Source organism: Streptomyces sp. 2P-4 (genome assembly GCF_030167965.1).
GTDB lineage: Bacteria > Actinomycetota > Actinomycetes > Streptomycetales > Streptomycetaceae > Streptomyces > Streptomyces globosus_A.
In genome coordinates this window covers 3,955,555-3,974,171 of record NZ_CP095011.1, presented here as the reverse complement: position 1 = coordinate 3,974,171, position 18,617 = coordinate 3,955,555, and the positions used below count along the sequence as shown (strand labels likewise).

Here is an 18,617-nt window from a genome sequence, read left to right as displayed (position 1 = left end):
CCGCTGCCCGTACCTTCCGTGCTCCCGCTCCCGCCGCCCCGCGCTCAGAACACGTCCGGGCACCACGGCCGCCGGGCCGTCCGGAACACCGCGTCCGCGAGGGCCAGCGCCCCCGGCCGCTCCTCGGCCACCCTCCCCAGCGCGCCGAGCCGTACCGCTGACTCGTCGCCGAGGTAGAGCGCGCCGAGCGCCGAGACGTCCAGGCTCAGGTCCGCGGCCTGGCGGGTGCGCGCGCACTCCCCCGTGCCCGCGTCCAGCCGGTACCGGCCGGCGGCCGGCCCGCCCGGGTCGCGGACCTCCAGGACGAGTGTCCCCGGCACCGCGTACGTCCGCGCACCGAGGGCCCGTACGACGTCCAGGACCCGCACCCACAGGAAGTCGGCGGCGGTCACCGGGCGCGCCGCGCGCGGGTCGGGCAGCAGGTGCGGCAGCAGGTCGTCGGGGGCGCGGTAGCCGCTGCGGACCTTCTGCACCCAGTCGATGGAGCACACGAAGTGCCACAGCGCCCGCTCGGCGGCCGGGGTCGCCGCGAGGAGGTCCCGGACCCGGACCGTGTTCATGGGCACCTTGGCGTCGGCCCAGACGTCGTCCGCGGTGTAGCGGACGAGGCCGGCGACCTCGCCGTCCGCCGTGCGGTGGACGGCCTGGAAGCCCTCCCGGTACGGGCGGTGCGAGAACGCCTCCAGCCCCGTCGCGAGGGCCCACCAGCGCTCGTCGCGGCTGACCATGCCGTGCCGCTCCCCGCGCAGCCGGTCGTGCAGGGCGGGGCCGACGCGGCGCACCTCGGCGGTGTCGACGAGGTCGATGCGGCCACCGTCGCCGGTCCCGGACCGGCGGAGGTCGAGCCCGGCGCGCGGTACGTCGACCTCCCACTCGGTGATCGAGGCCGCGGGCCCGTACCCGTAGCGGCCGTAGATCGGGTACTCGGCGGCGATCAGCGTCGAGACGGTGTCGCCGCGCTCGGCGGACGCGGCGGCGTCGGCGGCGACCATGCGGGTCAGCAGGCCCTGCCGGCGGTGCGTGGGCAGCACGGTGACGTTGCTGAGGGCGCTGGAGACGACCGTCGCCCCGCCGGGGACGGTCAGCTCCTGCCGGAAGGAGCGCAGGGTGCCTACGCAGGCGCCGGTGTCGCGGTCGAAGGCGCCGATGATGCGGTCCGGGTCGCTGTGCCGGGCCCGCTGCGCGGCATCCGACTCCGTCACCGGGGAGGCCGTCAGGAAGCCGGTGCTGACCGCCTGCATCCACTGGGTCAGTTCGGAAGCGGCAATGGGCCGGACGTCAGCGCTCATGGGACGCCACGCTAGTGCGCCGTGCGCGCTGCCGTCGCCGGGATTTCCGCCGGGGGCTCCCGCGGCGGCAGCGGGAGCCTGCGGGCCGCCGGCTCAGGCCAGGAGGTCGTCCACCTGGGCCTCCCCCTCCCGGTAGCGCCGGGTGATCTCGGCGCTGCAGTCGTCCGCGGTGCGCTGCAGCTGCTGTCTGCGGCGCGAGACCTGCTGCTCGTACCCCGTCAACCGGCCCATCGCCTCATGGAGTTCGGCGTCCGTGCGGGCCCCCAGGTCCGACAGCTCGACGTCGGACAGCATCTCCGCCGCCAGCACCCGGTACTCCTCTCCGCGCGGGGTGCCGAGCGTGACGTGCCGGGCGGAGGCGCTGCGGCTGGACGGCGCGTCCGCGAGGATCTCCGAGAGCCGGTCCACCACCGGCGCCTCGGGCGGCACGGGGGCCTCCGGGTCGCTGCGCCGGGCGAGTTCGGCGCGCAGGATGTCGATCCGGCCCTGCAGGAGCCGGCGGACGTAGCTGAGGTCGGCCTCCTCGCGCTGGGCCTCGCGGCGCAGTGCACGCAGTTCCGGCAGGCCGAGCGCGGTGGCGGGCGTGGTCGGCGCCTGCCCCGGCTCCTCAGCGCTGCGCTGCGCGGGCGGCCGTACCGTTCCGGCCGCCGGAGCGGCGGCGCCGGCAGGTGGTGCGGGTGATGGTGGTGATGCAGGTACGGAGGTACCAGAAGTATTCATGTGAACGTGTCCGTCCCCTCGACCGGTGCATGGGCTCTCCCCCGTGCCCGCGTGACGCGTGGGGCCGGGGGGAAGCACCGCCTGCGTGCATCGTGCCACTCTCCGTGGTGCGGGCGCAGTCCTGCGCCACCCGTTCGGCCGCGGGGAAGTGCCCGCCTGGTACACAGGTGGTATGCGAGCAGTGGTGCAGAGGGTGGACGGCGCGAGCGTCGTCGTGGCCGGTGAGACCGTGGGCGAGATCGTCGGCGAGGGGCTGTGCGTCCTGGTGGGCGTCACCCACGACGACACCCCCGAGAAGGCGGCGCAGCTGGCCAGAAAGCTGTGGTCGGTGCGGATCCTGGAAGGCGAGAAGTCGTGCAGCGACGTCTCCGCGCCGCTCCTGGTGGTCTCGCAGTTCACGCTGTACGGCGACGCCCGCAAGGGCCGCCGCCCCACCTGGAACGCCGCCGCGCCCGGCGGCGTCGCGGAGCCGCTCGTCGACGAGGTCGTCGCGCAGCTGCGTGCGCTGGGGGCGACGGTGGCGACGGGCCGGTTCGGCGCGGACATGCGGGTCTCGCTGACGAACCACGGCCCGTTCACCATCGTCATCGACGTCTGACGGCGGTCCGCGCCTACGGGGCGACGACGACCTCCTGGGCGGCGGCCGTCGCCCCCGCCAGCAGCGGGGCGTCCACCGGCACGTTCCGCTTGACCAGGGCGAGCGCGATCGGGCCGAGCTCGTGGTGGCGGACCGCCGTCGTCACGAAGCCCAGCTGCCGGCCCTCCGCCCCGTCGGCGGCGAGCCTGACCGGCGCCCCGTGCGCCGGGAGGTGCACCTCCGAGCCGTCCAGGTGCAGGAAGACCAGGCGGCGCGGCGGCTTCCCCAGGTTGTGGACGCGGGCCACCGTCTCCTGCCCGCGGTAGCAGCCCTTCTGCAGGTGCACCGCGGTGCCGATCCAGCCCAGCTCGTGCGGGATGGTGCGGTGGTCGGTCTCCAGGCCGAGCCGTGGCCGGTGCGCCTCCACGCGCAGCGCCTCGTACGCGAGCAGGCCGGCTGCCGGCCCGTGTCCGGCCGCGAAGGCCTCCAGCTCGCCGCGGGGCAGGAACACGTCCCGGCCGTGCGGGGTCTCGCGTACGACGAGCTCCTTGTCGACCTCGGCGATGGACCCGGCGGGCAGGTGCACGACGGCGAAGTCACCGGTCCGGTCGGCGACTTCGACGCGGTAGAAGAACTTCATCGACTCCAGGTAGGCGATCAGCGCCTCCCCGGTGCCCGGTTCGACGTGCGCCCACACCGTCTCGCCGTCGTCGACGAGGTACAGCGCGTGCTCGATGTGCCCGTTCGCAGAGAGGATCAGCGCCTCGGTGGCCTGGCCGGGCGGGAGTTCCGTCACGTGCTGGGTGATCAGCAGGTGCAGCCAGCTCAGCCGGTCCGGTCCGGTGACGGCGACGACCCCGCGGTGCGAGAGGTCGACGAAGCCTCGGCCGTCGGCGAGTGCGCGCTGCTCGCCGTACAGCTCTCCGTAGTGGGCGGCGACGCCCTCGTCGCGGCCTTCGGCCTGTACGGCGCCGGGGAGGTTCAGCAGGGGGCTGGTCATGGGACCAAGCGTACGACCCCGTCAGGCGGGCTCGGCAGGGCGCTCGGCGGCGCACGCGCGACACAGGCCGAAGATCGCGAAGTGCTTCATGTCGGTGTCGAAGCCGAAGGCGCCGCGGAGCTTCTCGGTGAACTCGGCGGCGATGCCCACGTCCGCCTCGATCACCCCGGCGCACTCGCGGCACACCAGGTGGATGTGGTGGTGCCGGTCGGCAAGGTGGTAGGTCGGCGCCCCGTGCCCGAGGTGGGCGTGGGAGACGAGCTTCAGCTCCTCCAGCAGCTCCAGCGTCCGGTAGACGGTGGAGATGTTGACCCCGGAGGCGGTCTTGCGGACGTGCGCGAGGATGTCGTCCGGCGTCGCGTGGCCGAGGGCGTCCACGGCTTCCAGCACGAGCTGGCGCTGCGGCGTCAGCCGGTATCCGCGCTGCCGCAGGTCGCTCTTCCAGTCGGTGCCGGAGGCACGGTCGGGGCTTTCGGGGCTCACCACGGGCCCAGTGTAAGCGCGCGGCGGGGACCGCGGGCGGGCTGCCCGCGGTCCCCGCCGGGACGCGCTGCGGGGCCGGCCGGCGCACCGGCCGGCGGCGGATCAGCGGAAGAAGGCGATGCCGTCGTCGGGCATGTCCGGGAGGTTGCGCGCCATCTCGGCGACCTCCTCCGGGGTGACGACCTTCTTGAGCTGGGCCGACATGTAGGGGCGCAGCTCGACGTCCGGGGTGGCCTTCTCCCCGACCCACATCAGGTCGCTCTTGACGTAGCCGTAGAGGCGCTTGCCGCCGCTGTACGGGCCGGAGGCGGCGGTGCGGGCCACCGCGTCCGTGGCCAGGTCGATCTGCGGCTTCTGGTGGGCGAGCTCGCCGTACCAGACCTCGACGACGCCCTGGTCGCGCACCATGACGACCTCGATCCTGCGCTCGGCGTCGATGCGCCAGTAGCCGGACTCGGACTCCAGCGGCCGCACCTTGCGGCCCTCGGCGTCGAGGACCCAGGTGGACGAGGTGTACGCCAGGAAGTCCCGGCCGTCGTGGCTGAAGACGACCTCCTGGCCGAAGTTGCACTTCTCCTCACCCGGGAAGTCGAAGACGCCAGCGCCCTCCCAGGTGCCGAGGAGGAAGGCGAGGGGGACGAGGCCCGGGTTCAGGTCGGACGGGATCTGGATCATGAATGGCTGCTCAGGCGATCTGTGGGAGGGGGTTCCGGGTCCGGGGAGGCCGATCCGTGGATCAGCGCTGGCCCTGGTACAGCTTCTTCACGGCGAGGCCGGTGAAGGCCAGGACGCCGACGCAGACCAGGACGAGCAGGGAGGTGAAGAATGCCTCAAGCACGGGGGACTCCTCGGAGGTGTCGGTGTGGCGGGTACGGGCCGGTCCCCAAGCCTACTGTCCGCCCGCCCGCACCACTCCCCGAGGTGCCCCGCCCGCGCGGCCGGGGCGGCGCGGCGGCTCGGGCGTGGCGCGGTCAGCCGAGGAGCTGGCTCTGCAGGATGACCGTCTGGTGGAACGGGACGGACGCCACCCCGCCCCTGCGGGACTGGAACACGGCGGCCTGCACGTCACCCGACTGGATGCACCCGACCCGGACCTCCTCGTCCCCGACGGGCGCGGCCTCCGCGAACACGTCCACCTTGCCGTGCAGGGCCGGGTTGGGCTGGGCGAACTTCGCCTTCCTCCAGTCGGAGTCGTCCTCGATCCGGTTCACCCCGTTGACGTTCATGGTGCTGCCGCACCGGTCGGGGTCGTCGGCGAAGTCGGGGGCGGAGAAGCGCAGCAGGTAGACACGGGTGCGGCTGCCGTCGGGCATGGTCCAGGCGCGCCCGGCGATCTGGCGCAGGCCCTCGTCGGTGAACTCCTGCTTCATCCTCTGCCGGACGGTCGGCTCGAACTCCTCCAGGAAGGCGTCCTCCGAGACCTTCTGGTCCTGCCCGACCTTCAGGGCCGGGTCGGGCGCGGACCCGGCGGGGGCGGGCAGGAGCAGCTGGAACAGGGCCGCGTAGTGGATGCCGCCGTCGTTGTCGGAGGAGAAGGGCTGCGGCGCCCCGGGCGCCAGGGTGGGCTTGGCCAGCGCCGGGTAGTCCCAGCGGCCGTCTCCGCGGGTCTCCAGGCCGGGCAGGTCGGTGCGGTCGGCCTGGGCGATCCCGTACGCGGTCCCGGTCCCGAAGACGGCGAACGCGGCGGCCGCGGCGAGCCGGCGCAGCGCCGCGGCGCCCCGTCGGCGTGCGGGGGCAGCCGGGGCGGGGTCGGCCGGGGCGGGGTCGGGGGCGGTGCCGGTGGCGGCGTCGGCCCCGGCGGCGGTGGCGGCCGCCACGGCGGTCTCGGTGGTGCGGTGGTCGGTCACACGGACTCCCCGGGGGACTTCAGGTGGCTCAGCTGGTTCTTGAGGAAGGAGGCGGCGGCTGCCGGCGAGAAGGGCTTGGGGCCGAAGGCGCGGAAGGTGACCAGGACATCGCCCTGGACGGCGACGCACTCCATCGAGTCGATCTTCTCCTGCTTGGCCTCGCCGATCGCCAGGAGCGCGCACCCGGCCTCGGGGTGGCCGTCCACGGCGGGCGCGGCGCGACCGTCTCCGCCCAGCTCGTTGAGCTTCTTCGCCACCTCGGAGAGCCTGCCGACCGCCTGGGGGTCGGCCTGCATGAAGCGGACCTGGTAGACGACGCCGCCGCCGTCCATGGTGTAGCTGCGGCCGGCGAGGCCCTTGAGCTTCATCCCCTCCAGCGCCTCCTCGCGGCGCTTGCGCTGCGCCGAGGACTGCCCGCCGCGGGCGTCGCCGTACGCCTGGACGGCCTTGTCGCCGGGGACGGAGAAGTCGTTGCCGTCCTTCCCGATGTCCGGGCCCAGGGAGAAGCCGGACGGGACCGGCAGCAGCTTGCCGGAGAGTTCCCCGGCGGGGACGGGAGCCGGGTCCTCCGGCACCGCCGGCGTCGCGCCGTCGGGGACCCAGTAGCGGGTCCCGACGGTCCGGTCCGCCCGCTCCAGTGCGACCGACCCGGCGATCCCGCCGCCCGCGAGGACGGCGAGGGCGACCGCGCCGCCGGCGAGGGCGGCGGCCCTGCGCCCGCGGCGGGGTGCGGGCACGGGCTCCGGGGCGGCCTGGGCCGCGGCGGTTTCCGCGGCAGCCTCGGCGGTTTCCGTCTTCAGCGGCTCGGTCACATGCGCTCCAGCTGTCGCTTGGCCAGGTCGACGACGTCGCCCTCGGCGATCCGGCCGCGGTTGTCGAAGTAGTCGATCTCCATGACGATGTCGCCGCGGCGGGCGACGGCGCGGGCCCCGCGCACCGGGTGGTAGCCCGGCTCGGTCTCGGCCCTGGAGTTCACCCACACGTGCGCGAGGTCGGCGTGCGCGCCGGGGATGGGCACGCCCGGGTTTCCGGCGTACTCCCTGGTCGGCATGACCGAGGCCTGCGCCTGCTGGTAGGCGTCCGCCCCCACCCGGTCGCGGAACTGGATCAGGCGGATGTCGACGAAGACGCGGTCGTCCTGCACCCACCCGGTGGCGGCGATGCGCCGCACCCCGTCCTCGGCGAAGCCGCCCAGGGCCTTGTCCGGCTCCTCGAACTGGAGCGAGAAGACGTCGAGGGTCTCGTAGCCCCTGCCGAGGACTTTCGCCCCGGCGGGAGCCTCGACCAGCAGCGCGGTGAGGTCGCCGTCCGTCTTGTGGCGGCGGTTGGCGTTGATGCTGTCGCGCGTCGTGGCGGCGTCGGGCGCGAGCGCCTTCGGGGTGACCAGCTTCTGCTGGGCGAGCGGCGGCAGCGGCGTCGGCGGGCGGTGGTACTGCACGGCGTAGCCGGCGACGGTGCCGCCGAGGATCCCGAGCGCGGCGGCGCCGGCGATCAGCAGGGCGGTACGGCGGCCGCGTCGGGCCGGGCGGGCGGGCGGCGCCTGCGCCGTATTCCCCTCGTCCCGCGGATCGGGAGAGGTTTGTGCGTGTTCCAAGGACGTGTTCCCCACAGGTCTGTCGGCGGGCGGTCACCCGCGCACAGCCTTGACATGTACCCGAAGGGAACGGTTGTGCGGAAACGTATTACGTTGCGGTCACTTGGAAGGTCATTCGTCGGGCGGGCGGCGCTTGCCGTCAAGCTCGTCCCACCACTCGTCCGACTTCGGGTCGCCCGAGGGGGCGTCCCACCAGCGGTCCTCGGGGCCGCGGCGGTTGGCGACCACCGCCGCGACCGGCGGGATCACCATCGCCACCACGCACAGGGCCACCGCGGCCTCGACCGACAGCAGCCGGACGAAGGACCAGGCCGAGACGAAGAGGAAGAGGCACACGCCCATCAGGACGAAGTAGATGCGGCGCCGGCGCGCGTACATGCCCCCAGCCTAGGGCCGCGACCGCCCGGCCGTCCGTGTCCCGGACGGCGCGGAGGGCCGCACCCCGCTCCAGTGGCGTCCAACCCCCTGGGGTGCGGCCCTCCGGCCGGTTCATGGGCTCCCGGTCGCGGGATCAGACCGCGATGGCCACGTCCGTCACGCCGCCGGCCTCGGAGACGACGACGGCGCGGTCCGCCTGGCCGCCGGGCACGAGGGCCCGCAGCGTCCACGAGCCGGTCGCCGCGTAGAAGCGGAACTGGCCGGTCGCGGAGGTCGGGACCTCCGCGGTGAACTCGCCGGTCGAGTCGAGGAGGCGGACGTAGCCGCTGACGGGCTCGCCGTCCTTGGTCACCTGGCCCTGGATGGCCGTCTCACCGGGCTTGAGGGTGGCGAGGTCGGGCCCGCCGATCTGTGCTCCGCACATGTGTCTCTGTCCTGTCCTGAGAGAAGTCGTTCTACCGGGCGTCGCGTGCCCTGATTACTTGCCTGCGCCCAGCTCGATCGGCACGCCGACGAGGGAGCCGTACTCGGTCCACGAGCCGTCGTAGTTCTTGACGTTCTCCTGGCCCAGGAGCTCGTGCAGCACGAACCAGGTGAGCGCGGAGCGCTCGCCGATGCGGCAGTAGGCGATGGTGTCCTTCGCCAGGTCGACCTGCTCGGTCTCGTAGAGGGCCTTGAGCTCCTCGTCGGACTTGAAGGTGCCGTCGTCGTTGGCGTTCTTCGACCACGGGATGTTGCGGGCGCTCGGCACGTGGCCGGGGCGCTGCGACTGCTCCTGCGGCAGGTGGGCCGGGGCGAGCAGCTTGCCGGAGAACTCGTCGGGCGAGCGGACGTCGACCAGGTTCAGGGTGTTGATGGCGGCCACGACGTCGTCGCGGAAGGCGCGGATCGAGGTGTCCTGCGGCTTGGCCTTGTACTCGGTGGCCGGGCGGTTCGGGACCTCGGAGCCGTCGACCAGGTCGCGGGAGTCGAGCTCCCACTTCTTGCGGCCGCCGTCGAGGAGGCGGACGTCCTGGTGGCCGTACAGCTTGAAGTACCAGTAGGCGTACGACGCGAACCAGTTGTTGTTGCCGCCGTAGAGGACGACGGTGTCGTCGTTGGAGATGCCCTTCGCGGAGAGCAGCTTCTCGAAGCCCTCCTGGTCGACGAAGTCGCGGCGGACCGGGTCCTGGAGGTCCTTCTTCCAGTCGATCCGGACGGCGCCGGCGATGTGGTTCTTGTCGTAGGCGGACGTGTCCTCGTCCACCTCCACGATGACGACGTTGGCGTCGTTCAGGTGGGCCTCGACCCAGTCGGCGTCGACGAGGACGTCGCTGCGGCTCATGGTTTCTCCTCCGGGGCAGTGTGCGGCGGGGCGGTGCGGGTGCTGCGGGCTGGCAGAGGTGCTGCGCTGCCGCGTGGGCGGCGGGGCAGGCGCTCGGGCGGCCGCTGGGCGCGGGGAGGCGTCAGCGGGCAGGCCGGGGCGGCTGCACTGCGGTCACGCGGGAAGTACGGTCGTCCGACGGGCGGAGCGGATGGCGCTCTCGGGTCACATGGATCGACAGAGCATGGCGGCGACGCGACACAGGTCTACTGCCCGTCGCTTCGTGAGGTCCGCCTGCTGATGCTTCATAGCCATGGATCGTAGGGAGGAACCGGCCGCCCTGTCACCGGTGTGTCATATACCGAGACGGAATCATCCGCATAGCGGGATCAGATGGCGTCCGGGCAGCTCCGCGGGGGCCCTCCGGACGCCCTGTGCAGGCCGTCTTTCTGCGGATCGGACCGTCCTGTCTCACGATCCGGCCAGGGAGACGTCCGTACCGCCCAGCTCCAGGTGGACGCCGGCCTCGTCGGAGGTCAGCCCCGTCAGCCGCAGCCCGGACGGCAGGCCGCCGTCGAGGCGCCGGTCGAAGTCGGTCTTGCGGCGCACGGCGCCCTCGATGCCGGGGATGCCCTCGCCGGGCACCTCGTCGGCCCGGACCCGGACGAGCTTGCCGCCGCCGTCGCCGCCCGCGTCGACGAGGCTGACGCTGGAGACCACGCTCCGCGTGAAGGTCCGGCCCAGCAGCTCCACCGAGGCGGTCACCTTCACCTTGTCCCGCTCCCCGCCGTACGCCAGCTTCACCCCGCTCTGCGAGGCCTGTGTCAGGTCCGGGTACGTGATCAGCGCCGAGCCCTCGGCGCTCTTCGCGGTGCCGCCGCCGTAGTCCGCGTCCAGCTTCACGCCGCGGAAGGTCGCGGCCAGCTCCGACAGGCGCGTCTTGCGGCCGTCGGCGACGGCGTCGACGCCGGTGACGCGTACGTCCACCCGGTCGAGCTCGTGGCTGAGCGCCTGGGTGAGGAAGGGGAAGCCGTGGATCTCGGCCTCCGCGGTGCCCGCCAGTCCCTGGCGGGCCCGTATTCGGTCGGCCAGCCGGTCCTCGGCGTACCCGGCCGCGAACCGGTCGGCGGCCACGAACAGGCCGCCCAGCACCACTGCGACGAACACGACGACACGCAGGACGCGCACGTGCCTCTCCCCCCTCTAGACCCGGTACGTGCCCCCTAGTTGACCACGCGGGGGCGCCGCGGGGCCGCTGCCCGGGCCCGCGCGGCCCGGCGCGCCGTCAGCCGACCACCCGCCCCAGCAGGTAGACGGCCGGGGCGGCCGCCGCCAGCGGCAGCGCCACTCCGGCGGTCATGTGCACGAACTTCGACGGGTAGTCGTACGCCGCCACGCGCAGCCCGATCAGCGCGCACACCCCGGCGGCCAGGCCCAGCAGTGCCCCACCCGCGCCGATGGAGGTCAGTGCGCCGACGGCGATGCCGGAGCCGGCCGCCGCGGCCAGCGAGACGCCGGCCGAGGGCGCGGGCGGCAGGGGCAGCGCGCGGACGAACACGGCGACGGCCACGGCGACCGCGCCGACCGACACGGCGGCGGACCCGGCGGCCAGGAAGCCGGCGCACACGATGGCGAGGGCGGCGGAGGCCACCGAGGCCATCAGGCCGTACATCCGCTCGTCGGGGTCCGCGGCGCTGCGCAGCTGGAGGACCAGGGTCAGCAGCACCCACACGCCGAGGGTGCCGATGATCGCGCCGGGGCCGTGGACGGCGTCGACCGCGAGGACGGCGGCGTCCGCGACGAGCGCGCCGAGGAAGGCGAGGGCGATGCCCTGGCGGGCGGGCCACATGCCGTTCAGGCGGAACCACCCGGCGGCCGTGAGCCCCTGGAGGACGACGAGCGGGAGAAGCAGCGCGAGGTCGCCGAAGGGGGCGGCCGCGGCGAGCAGCAGGCCGAGCGCGGCGGTCAGCAGGGCCGACTGCGGGCCCGGGTCGATGATCGGCGAGAGGCCTTCCGCGCGGGCCTGTGCGGGGTCGACGGCGCGCATGGTGTTGCCGCCGAGGGTGGGCGGCGAGTACGCGGGATCCTCGCCCGGCGCCTGAGGCCCGCCGGGCTGCCCGGCGGGGCCGCCCGGCTGCGCGGCGCCGGGGGCGGCGGCCTGCGGTGCCGGGTCGGCGGCGGCCTGCGGGGGCAGGTAGGCGGTGGCCTCGGCCCAGCTCTCGGCACCCGGCGCGGCCCCGGCGGGGCCGGCGGCGGCCGGAGCCTCCTCACGGAACCAGCCGTCGGGGACGCCCGCACCCTCGCGCACTGGCGGCAGATAAGCAGTCTCGGCGGCTGCCGCGGCATCCTGCACCGGCGGCGGATACGGGGCCCCGGGAGCGGCAGCGTCCCGTACGGGCGGCAGATACGCCGTCTCGGCGGCTGCGGGCGCGTCCCGGACCGGCGGCAGGTACGCCGTCTCGGCGGCAGCGGCCGCATCCCGGACCGGCGGCAGGTACGCCGTCTCGGCAGCGGCGGCCTCCCTGACCGGCGGCAGGTACGCCGTCTCGGCGGCCCAGTCGTGGCCCGGCGCGGCCGCGGGGGCCGGAGCGGGGGCCGCGGGGGCCTCGTCGCGGAACCAGCCGTCCGGAACCGCGGGCTGCGCCGGGTACTGCGGCGCAGCCTGGGCCGGATAAGCCTGCGGGTAGGGGTTCTGGGCCCAGTCCGCGGCGGGGGCCGGCTGCTGCGGTGCGGCGGGGGCGGCGGGGGACTCGTCCCGGAACCACCCCTCGGGGGCGACGGGCCGCTCCGGAGCCGACTGCCCCGGCAGCCCGCCGAGCGGCGGCTGCGGGGACTGCGCCTGCGGCGCCTGCGGATGCAGGCCCGGCTCGGGCTGCTGCACGGGCTGGTACGCCGTGTCCCACGTCGGCGCCTGCCAGGTCTGGGTGCCGTACGGGTCGGCCTCGGGAACCGGCTGCTGCGCCCCGTACGCACCCGGCTGCTGCTGGTGCTGCGGCTGCTGCGGCTGCGGCTGCTGGTGCTGCGGGTACGACTGGTGGTGCTGCTGCTCGGGGTGCTGCTGCCCGTACTGCCGGCGCTGCTGTTCCTCGGGAGTGCTCATCGTCTTCCGCTCACCCGCCCGCGAACGGCGGGAGCACCTCGACGGTGCCCCCCTCGGTCAGCAGGACGGCGTCGTGCGGGCGCTTGCCCACAGGCTCGTCGTTCACGAGGAAGGAGCAGCGCAGCAGCACCCGGGTCAGCTCCCCGGGATGCCGTTCGCGCACTGCGTCGAGCGCCTCGGCCAGTGTCCGCGCCGAGTACGGCTCCTCCGCCGTCCCGGACGCGGCCTTGGCCGCCGCCCAGTAGCGGATGGTTCCGGTTGCCACTGCAGCTCCTATCGTCGGCTCTCTACCGTCGGCCTCCATGATGGCCCCTCCCGCCCGCTGCTCCGGCGCGCCCGCACACGCCCTGCATGCGCCCCGCGCGCGCACCGGCGGCCCCCGCCCGCTGCGCCAAACATCCCCCGAACCCCCGAAAGCGGGGCATAGGCTGGTTCCGGAGGGTGGCACGGACCACAGAAGCGGAGTCGGCGAAGCCTCGGCCCGCCGCCGGGCGGTGGGCTATTCTGCTGGCGAAGGATCCGGGCAGCGCAGCCCCCGGGTCCTTTTGTGCTTTCGGCACGTTGATCGGGCCGGGAACAGTGACATCCGTGCGGGCCCCCGGGGCGCGGAGCCCGCACGGCCGCTGCACGCGCACCGCGCACCACGTACGAAGCAGTACCGCGAAAGTCCTCGACGGGACCGAGGAGGAACCGACGTGACGGACCAGCGAACCGTGCACCACCGACCGACCCGGGCAGGGGGTCGGGCATGAGCTCCCTCCTGCTGCTGACGAACGCCCTCCAGCCGTCCACCGAGGTGCTGCCGGCCCTGGGCCTGCTGCTGCACAGCGTGCGCGTCGCCCCCGCCGAGGGGCCCGCCCTGGTCGACACCCCCGGGGCGGACGTCATCCTCGTCGACGGCCGCCGCGACCTGCCGCAGGTCCGCTCGCTGTGCCAGCTGCTGCGCTCCACCGGGCCCGGCTGCCCGCTGATCCTCGTCGTCACCGAGGGCGGCCTCGCGGCCGTCACCGCCGACTGGGGCATCGACGACGTCCTCCTCGACACCGCCGGCCCCGCCGAGGTCGAGGCGCGGCTGCGGCTGGCCACCGGCCGCCGGCAGCTCGGCTCCGACGACTCCCCCATGGAGATCCGCAACGGCGACCTCTCGGTCGACGAGGCCACCTACTCCGCGAAGCTGAAGGGCCGGGTCCTGGACCTCACCTTCAAGGAGTTCGAGCTGCTGAAGTACCTGGCGCAGCACCCGGGCCGGGTCTTCACGCGCGCCCAGCTCCTCCAGGAGGTATGGGGGTACGACTACTTCGGAGGCACCCGGACGGTGGACGTGCACGTCCGGCGGCTGCGTGCGAAACTCGGCCCCGAGCACGAGTCGCTGATCGGGACCGTCCGCAACGTCGGGTACCGGTTCGTCACCCCGGAGAAGGTCGAGCGGGCCGCCGCCGAGGCCGCGGCGCAGGCCGCCGCGGCCCTTCCGGCGGAGGCCCGGTGAGGGCCTCCCCCGTATGGAGGAACCTCCTGTGATCGTCCGGTCGGCAGGACGGCCTGCCCAGAGGTAGGTCCCCCCGCGTAGACTCCCGGCGTGGCCAAGGTGACGCGGGATGACGTGGCGCGACTTGCGGGTACTTCAACCGCCGTCGTGAGCTACGTCATCAACAACGGACCCAGGCCGGTCGCCCCGGCCACGCGCGAGCGTGTCCTCGCCGCGATCAAGGAGCTGGGCTACCGTCCGGACCGGGTCGCCCAGGCGATGGCGTCGCGGCGCACCGACCTCATAGGCATGATCGTGCCCGACGCGCGCCAGCCGTTCTTCGCGGAGATGGCGCACGCGGTCGAGCAGGCCGCCGCCGAGCGCGGGAAGATGGTGCTCGTCGGGAACTCGGACTACCGGGACGAGCGGGAGGTCCACTACCTGCGGGCCTTCCTCGGCATGCGGGTGTCCGGGCTGATCCTGGTCAGCCAGGGCATGAGCGAGCGGGCCGCCTCCGAGATCGAGGCCTGGGACGCGCGGGTCGTGCTGCTGCACGAGCGGCCCGAGGCCATCGACGACGTCGCGGTCGTCACCGACGACATCGGCGGCGCCCAGCTCGCCACCCGCCACCTCCTGGAGCACGGGCACGAGTACGTCGCCTGCATCGGCGGCATCGAGAACACCCCGTCGGTCGGCGACCCGGTCGCCGACCACGTCGAGGGCTGGCGCCGGGCCATGCTCGAATCCGGCCGGTCCGTCGAGGGCCGCCTCTTCGAGGCCCCCTACAACCGCTACGACGCCTACCGGGTCGCGCTGGAGGTCCTCTCCGGCCCGAACCGGCCGCCGGCGATCTTCTGCGCCACCGACGACCAGGCGATCGGCGTGCTGCGCGCCGCCCGCGAACTGCGCATCGACGTGCCCGGTGAGCTGGCCGTGGCCGGCTTCGACGACGTGAAGGAGGCGGCGCTCACCGATCCGCCGCTGACCACGATCGCCTCGGACCGCCCGGCGATGGCCCGGGCCGCCGTCGACCTCGTGCTCGACGACGGGCTGCGGGTCGCGGGCTCGCGGCGGGAGCGGCTCAAGCAGTTCCCGTCCGCGCTGGTCGTGCGCCGCTCCTGCGGCTGCTCCTGACCCGGCCGCCGGGCGCACCGCCGGAACCGCCGGATCCCCGTCCGGACGCTCCTTTATATCGGGCATACGCGGTTCTGTCGGGCTTCTCAGCGGGAACTCAGAAAGCTCTCATGAACCGCGGCGAGAGTCGGTCCCATGACCGACAGCTTCCGCCGCGAAGGCGAGTACCCGCAGGAGAACCGCCCGTATCCGAGCGCGCCCCTCGACGGGGCCTACCCGCCGCCCGGCGGGGCCGCCGAACCGGCGCCCGGCTGGTACGAGGCGCACCGGCCCGAGGCCGTCCGCGGCGATACCGTGCGGCCCGCCGCCCCCGCGTACGCACCGCCCGGGTACGCACCGCCCGCACCGCCGGCCCCTCCTGCCCCGCCGACTCCCCACGCCGCGGACGCGCTGCCCGATCCCGGAGCCGACGGCCCGCAGGGCCCGTACGGCCCGGCCCGCACGCGCCGCGGCAGGCGGTCGGCTCTGGTACTCGCGACCGTGGCGCTGGCCGCGGCCGTCGTCGGCGGGGCCACCACCGCCGGCGTGCAGCAGCTGCTCGCCGAGCGGGCCGGCCTCTCCGGCACCGGCTTCCCCGGCACGAACGTCTCGCAGTCCGCCGGCGGCACGGTCGCGGGCGTCGCCGAGCAGGTCAGCCCGTCCGTCGTGCGGATCGACACGCGCACCGGCTCGGGCCAGGGCACCGGCTCGGGCGTGATCATCAGCGCGGACGGCGAGGTCGTCACCAACAACCACGTCATCAACGGCGCCTCCGAGATCCAGGTCACCCTCAGCAACGGCAGGAAGCTGGCCGCGAAGACCGTCGGCACCGACCCGGACAAGGACCTCGCCCTGATCAGGATCGAGGGAGCGAGCGGCCTGAAGCCCGCCCGGCTCGGCAACTCCGACGGCCTCAAGGTCGGCGACGAGGTGGTCGCCATCGGCTCCCCCGACCGCCTGACCGGCACCGTCACCAGCGGCATCGTCTCCGCCCTGAACCGCGAGGTGAACGTCCCGAAGTCCGAGCAGCCCCCGCAGCGGCAGCAGCGCGGCGACGGCGGCTGGCCGTTCTCCTTCGACGGCCGCCAGTTCAACGGGAACACCGGCTCGAACACCACCTCCTACAAGGCCATCCAGACGGACGCCTCCCTCAACCCCGGCAACTCCGGCGGCGCCCTCGTCAACATGAACGGCGAGATCGTCGGGATGCCGTCGGCGATCTACTCGCCGGCGAGCGACAGCGCCGCCGCCGGAAGCGTCGGCCTCGGCTTCGCGATCCCCGTCAACACCATCAAGGCCGACCTGCCCTCCCTGCGCCAGGGCGGCGCCGGCGGCAGCGGCGGCGCGGGCTCCGCGGACGGCTTCGGCACCTCCTTCTAGCAGTGGCGGAGCCGCCCGCGGAACCCCCGTGCGAGGCTGGTAGCGCCGCGGCCGCGACGGCCGGGGCCACCGACCCGCCGAGCACCCCTGGGGGCCACGAGATGATTCCCGCCGAAGGCGAACCGCAGCGCATCCTCGTCGTCGACGACGAGCCGGCCGTGCGGGAGGCCCTGCGCCGCAGCCTCGCCTTCGAGGGCTACGCCGCGCAGACCGCCGTCGACGGCCTCGACGCCCTCGACAAGGCGGCCGCCTCGCCCCCCGACCTGATCGTCCTGGACATCCAGATGCCCCGCATGGACGGCCTGACCGCCGCCCGCCGGCTGCGCGCCGCCGGGAACACCACCCCGATCCTGATGCTGACCGCCCGCGACACCGTCGGCGACCGGGTCACCGGCCTCGACGCCGGCGCCGACGACTACCTCGTCAAGCCGTTCGAGCTGGACGAGCTGTTCGCCCGGGTCCGCGCCCTGCTGCGGCGCAGCGCGTACGCGGCCGCGAACGCCCCGGGCACCGCGGCCCCGTCCGAGGACGTCCTGTCCTTCGGGGACCTGCGGATGGACCCCGCCACCCGCGAGGTCACCCGGGCCGGCCGGCCGGTGGAGCTGACCCGCACCGAGTTCACGCTGCTGGAGATGTTCCTGACCCACCCGCGGCAGGTCCTCACCCGCGAGCAGATCCTCAAGACCGTGTGGGGCTTCGACTTCGAACCGAGCTCCAACTCCCTGGACGTGTACGTGATGTACCTGCGCCGCAAGACCGAGGCCGGCGGCGAGCCCCGCCTCGTCCACACCGTGCGCGGAGTCGGCTACGTACTGCGCGCCCCCGGGTCGGGGGACGGCGGGGGCACCGAATGAGCCCCGCCGCCCGGTTCCGCCGGCTGCCGCTGCGCTCCCGGCTCGCGCTGCTCGTCGCGGTCGCCGTGGCGGTGGCCGTCGCCGCCGTCGCCGCCGTGTCGTGGGTGATGGTCCGCACCCAGCTCCGCGAGCAGCTCGACCAGTCGCTGGTGGCGACCAACCCGTCGCGGGAGGTCGTACGGATCCTCGACGGCGGCATCTGCGCGACCGGCCCCGCCCGCCCCTCCCAGGACATCGCCGGGAACCTCAACGCGACCGTGCAGATCGTCCTGGCCGGCGGAGCGCACTGCTGGGTCGCCGGCCGCACCGACCTGCCCGTCACCCAGGCCGACCGCGAGGTCGCCGCCGCCCGCCGGCCGAACGTCCTGCACGACGTGGTGGCCGCCGACGGCAGCCGGATGCGCGTCTACACCCTCCAGGCGCAGGCCGGCCCCGACACCAAGGTCTTCGCCATCTCCATCGCGAAACCGCTCGCCGACATCGACAAGCCGCTGTCCACGCTGACGTGGGTCCTGGTGCTGGTGTCCGGGATCGGCGTCGTCGGCGCCGGAGCGGCCGGGCTGTGGGTCGCCCGGACGGGGCTGCGCCCGGTCGACGAGCTGACCGGGGCCGTCGAGCACATCGCCCGCACCGAGGACCTGACCGTGCGGATCCCCGACGAGGGCGAGGACGAGATCGCCCGCCTGTCGCGGTCGTTCAACTCCATGACGGCGGCGCTCGCCTCCTCCCGGGACCGCCAGTCCCGCCTCATCGCGGACGCCGGCCACGAACTGCGCACCCCGCTGACCTCGCTGCGGACCAACGTCGAACTGCTGGCGCGCAGCGAGGAGACCGGCCGCCCCCTTCCCGCCGAGGACCGCCGCGAGCTGCTCGCCTCGGTGAAGGCGCAGACCGCCGAGCTGGCCGCGCTGATCGGCGACCTCCAGGAGCTGTCCCGTACGGACGCGGCGCCCGCGGCCCGGCTGGAGGTGGTGGCCCTGCACGAGGTGGCGCGCAGCGCCCTGGCCCGGGCCCGGCTGCGGGGCCCCGAGCTGGAGTTCGCGGCTGCCCTGGAGTCCTGGTACGTGCGCGGGGAGGCGGCCGCCCTGGAGCGGGCGGTGGTGAACCTGCTCGACAACGCGGTGAAGTTCAGCCCGCCGGGCGGCCGTGTGGAGGTCTCGCTGCGGGCGGGCGCGCTGACCGTGCGGGACCAGGGGCCCGGCATCCCGCCGGAGGACCTCCCACACGTCTTCGAGCGGTTCTGGCGCTCGCCGTCCGCGCGGGCGCTGCCCGGCAGCGGGCTCGGCCTGTCGATCGTGGCGCGGACGGCGCAGCGCGCCGGCGGCACCGTACAGCTGCGGCCCCCCGCGGACGGCGGACCGGGCACGGAGGCGGTGCTGCGCATCCCCGGCGCGCCGACCCCGCCGCCGGCGGCCGCCCCGCAGCCGCCCGGCGGCCCGCGGGCCGTGCCCGACCAGTGACGCGAAACCCCTGTCCCGGCACGGCAGTCGGACGGGCCGGGAAACGCCGCGAGG

General features: G+C 74.4%; 21 protein-coding genes. 6 read left to right on the top strand and 15 right to left on the bottom strand.

Translation table 11 applies throughout. The annotated features are described in order from the left end of the window. Positions 1-44: 44 nt before the first annotated feature. Entirely contained in the window at positions 45-1,289 is a 1,245-nt protein-coding gene (locus MUK52_RS17565; protein ID WP_284578109.1) for a GNAT family N-acetyltransferase, read from the bottom strand. A 93-nt stretch (positions 1,290-1,382) separates the two neighbouring features. Then, positions 1,383-2,009, bottom strand: a complete 627-nt coding sequence (locus tag MUK52_RS17560) for an RsiG family protein (protein ID WP_284578107.1) — start codon at positions 2,007-2,009, stop codon at positions 1,383-1,385. A gap of 172 nt (positions 2,010-2,181) precedes the next feature. Here MUK52_RS17560 and dtd point away from each other — a divergent pair, with 172 nt between their 5' ends. Continuing rightward, the gene (dtd, locus tag MUK52_RS17555) at positions 2,182-2,607 is read left to right on the top strand and encodes a D-aminoacyl-tRNA deacylase (RefSeq protein ID WP_114058119.1); all 426 of its coding nucleotides are present in this window, start codon (positions 2,182-2,184) and stop codon (positions 2,605-2,607) included. A 13-nt stretch (positions 2,608-2,620) separates the two neighbouring features. On the opposite strand, the gene ygfZ is transcribed toward dtd, so the two are convergent. The 13 genes from ygfZ to MUK52_RS17495 form a co-directional block, all read right to left on the bottom strand. After that, positions 2,621-3,586 carry a CAF17-like 4Fe-4S cluster assembly/insertion protein YgfZ gene (gene ygfZ / locus MUK52_RS17550; RefSeq protein WP_284578103.1) on the bottom strand — a complete coding sequence of 322 codons (966 nt, stop codon included), beginning with the start codon at positions 3,584-3,586 and terminating at the stop codon, positions 2,621-2,623. A 21-nt stretch (positions 3,587-3,607) separates the two neighbouring features. After that, positions 3,608-4,072 (bottom strand): Fur family transcriptional regulator, encoded by a 465-nt coding sequence (locus MUK52_RS17545; protein WP_174250484.1) that lies wholly within the window; start codon positions 4,070-4,072, stop codon positions 3,608-3,610. 99 nt (positions 4,073-4,171) lie between these two features. After that, positions 4,172-4,744: a heme-binding beta-barrel domain-containing protein gene (locus tag MUK52_RS17540; protein ID WP_114058122.1), complete on the bottom strand. Its 573-nt coding sequence runs from the start codon at positions 4,742-4,744 to the stop codon at positions 4,172-4,174. A 296-nt stretch (positions 4,745-5,040) separates the two neighbouring features. Beyond that, complete coding sequence (locus tag MUK52_RS17535) at positions 5,041-5,916, bottom strand: hypothetical protein (protein ID WP_284578098.1); 876 nt, start codon at positions 5,914-5,916, stop codon at positions 5,041-5,043. After that, positions 5,913-6,728, bottom strand: coding sequence for a hypothetical protein (locus tag MUK52_RS17530; RefSeq protein ID WP_284578096.1), 816 nt, complete (start codon positions 6,726-6,728; stop codon positions 5,913-5,915). Before MUK52_RS17530 ends, MUK52_RS17535 begins: the two co-directional genes overlap by 4 nt. Continuing rightward, the gene (locus tag MUK52_RS17525) at positions 6,725-7,510 is read right to left on the bottom strand and encodes a hypothetical protein (RefSeq protein WP_284578094.1); all 786 of its coding nucleotides are present in this window, start codon (positions 7,508-7,510) and stop codon (positions 6,725-6,727) included. The genes MUK52_RS17530 and MUK52_RS17525 overlap by 4 nt, the downstream gene beginning before the upstream one ends. A gap of 111 nt (positions 7,511-7,621) precedes the next feature. Beyond that, positions 7,622-7,888: a DUF3099 domain-containing protein gene (locus MUK52_RS17520; RefSeq protein WP_114058124.1), complete on the bottom strand. Its 267-nt coding sequence runs from the start codon at positions 7,886-7,888 to the stop codon at positions 7,622-7,624. A 133-nt stretch (positions 7,889-8,021) separates the two neighbouring features. Then, positions 8,022-8,312, bottom strand: a complete 291-nt coding sequence (locus MUK52_RS17515) for a DUF1416 domain-containing protein (RefSeq protein ID WP_114058125.1) — start codon at positions 8,310-8,312, stop codon at positions 8,022-8,024. A 54-nt stretch (positions 8,313-8,366) separates the two neighbouring features. After that, positions 8,367-9,212, bottom strand: a complete 846-nt coding sequence (locus tag MUK52_RS17510; RefSeq protein ID WP_114058126.1) for a sulfurtransferase — start codon at positions 9,210-9,212, stop codon at positions 8,367-8,369. 204 nt (positions 9,213-9,416) lie between these two features. Then, positions 9,417-9,500, bottom strand: coding sequence for a putative leader peptide (locus tag MUK52_RS33180; protein ID WP_350206375.1), 84 nt, complete (start codon positions 9,498-9,500; stop codon positions 9,417-9,419). 162 nt (positions 9,501-9,662) lie between these two features. Beyond that, positions 9,663-10,379, bottom strand: coding sequence for an LmeA family phospholipid-binding protein (locus MUK52_RS17505; RefSeq protein WP_284578091.1), 717 nt, complete (start codon positions 10,377-10,379; stop codon positions 9,663-9,665). A 97-nt stretch (positions 10,380-10,476) separates the two neighbouring features. Further along, on the bottom strand, positions 10,477-12,291 hold the full coding sequence (locus tag MUK52_RS17500; protein WP_284578089.1) for a hypothetical protein: 1,815 nt from the start codon (positions 12,289-12,291) through the stop codon (positions 10,477-10,479). A 10-nt stretch (positions 12,292-12,301) separates the two neighbouring features. Next, complete coding sequence (locus tag MUK52_RS17495) at positions 12,302-12,556, bottom strand: MoaD/ThiS family protein (RefSeq protein WP_114058128.1); 255 nt, start codon at positions 12,554-12,556, stop codon at positions 12,302-12,304. Between the two features lie 483 nt (positions 12,557-13,039). Here MUK52_RS17495 and MUK52_RS17490 point away from each other — a divergent pair, with 483 nt between their 5' ends. The 5 genes from MUK52_RS17490 (at position 13,040) to MUK52_RS17470 (ending at position 18,563) form a co-directional block, all read left to right on the top strand. Next, positions 13,040-13,777 (top strand): response regulator transcription factor, encoded by a 738-nt coding sequence (locus MUK52_RS17490; RefSeq protein WP_114058129.1) that lies wholly within the window; start codon positions 13,040-13,042, stop codon positions 13,775-13,777. A gap of 90 nt (positions 13,778-13,867) precedes the next feature. Continuing rightward, positions 13,868-14,890, top strand: coding sequence for a LacI family DNA-binding transcriptional regulator (locus MUK52_RS17485; protein WP_114058130.1), 1,023 nt, complete (start codon positions 13,868-13,870; stop codon positions 14,888-14,890). Between the two features lie 135 nt (positions 14,891-15,025). Further along, positions 15,026-16,249, top strand: coding sequence for a S1C family serine protease (locus tag MUK52_RS17480; protein WP_284578080.1), 1,224 nt, complete (start codon positions 15,026-15,028; stop codon positions 16,247-16,249). Positions 16,250-16,350: 101 nt separating this feature from the next. Further along, entirely contained in the window at positions 16,351-17,103 is a 753-nt protein-coding gene (locus tag MUK52_RS17475) for a response regulator transcription factor (RefSeq protein WP_114058132.1), read from the top strand. Beyond that, the gene (locus MUK52_RS17470) at positions 17,100-18,563 is read left to right on the top strand and encodes a sensor histidine kinase (protein ID WP_114058133.1); all 1,464 of its coding nucleotides are present in this window, start codon (positions 17,100-17,102) and stop codon (positions 18,561-18,563) included. The genes MUK52_RS17475 and MUK52_RS17470 overlap by 4 nt, the downstream gene beginning before the upstream one ends. Positions 18,564-18,617 lie beyond the last annotated feature (54 nt).

What these genes read in the sequence shown, in the direction of transcription:
- MUK52_RS17565 (WP_284578109.1), bottom strand. Translation starts at nt 1,289, where the DNA reads ATGAGCGCTGACGTCCGGCCCATTGCCGCTTCCGAACTGACCCAGTGG.
- MUK52_RS17560 (WP_284578107.1), bottom strand. Translation starts at nt 2,009, where the DNA reads ATGAATACTTCTGGTACCTCCGTACCTGCATCACCACCATCACCCGCA.
- dtd (WP_114058119.1), top strand. Translation starts at nt 2,182, where the DNA reads ATGCGAGCAGTGGTGCAGAGGGTGGACGGCGCGAGCGTCGTCGTGGCC.
- ygfZ (WP_284578103.1), bottom strand. Translation starts at nt 3,586, where the DNA reads ATGACCAGCCCCCTGCTGAACCTCCCCGGCGCCGTACAGGCCGAAGGC.
- MUK52_RS17540 (WP_114058122.1), bottom strand. Translation starts at nt 4,744, where the DNA reads ATGATCCAGATCCCGTCCGACCTGAACCCGGGCCTCGTCCCCCTCGCC.
- MUK52_RS17520 (WP_114058124.1), bottom strand. Translation starts at nt 7,888, where the DNA reads ATGTACGCGCGCCGGCGCCGCATCTACTTCGTCCTGATGGGCGTGTGC.
- MUK52_RS17515 (WP_114058125.1), bottom strand. Translation starts at nt 8,312, where the DNA reads ATGTGCGGAGCACAGATCGGCGGGCCCGACCTCGCCACCCTCAAGCCC.
- MUK52_RS17510 (WP_114058126.1), bottom strand. Translation starts at nt 9,212, where the DNA reads ATGAGCCGCAGCGACGTCCTCGTCGACGCCGACTGGGTCGAGGCCCAC.
- MUK52_RS33180 (WP_350206375.1), bottom strand. Translation starts at nt 9,500, where the DNA reads ATGAAGCATCAGCAGGCGGACCTCACGAAGCGACGGGCAGTAGACCTG.
- MUK52_RS17500 (WP_284578089.1), bottom strand. Translation starts at nt 12,291, where the DNA reads ATGAGCACTCCCGAGGAACAGCAGCGCCGGCAGTACGGGCAGCAGCAC.
- MUK52_RS17490 (WP_114058129.1), top strand. Translation starts at nt 13,040, where the DNA reads ATGAGCTCCCTCCTGCTGCTGACGAACGCCCTCCAGCCGTCCACCGAG.
- MUK52_RS17480 (WP_284578080.1), top strand. Translation starts at nt 15,026, where the DNA reads ATGACCGACAGCTTCCGCCGCGAAGGCGAGTACCCGCAGGAGAACCGC.
- MUK52_RS17475 (WP_114058132.1), top strand. Translation starts at nt 16,351, where the DNA reads ATGATTCCCGCCGAAGGCGAACCGCAGCGCATCCTCGTCGTCGACGAC.
- MUK52_RS17470 (WP_114058133.1), top strand. Translation starts at nt 17,100, where the DNA reads ATGAGCCCCGCCGCCCGGTTCCGCCGGCTGCCGCTGCGCTCCCGGCTC.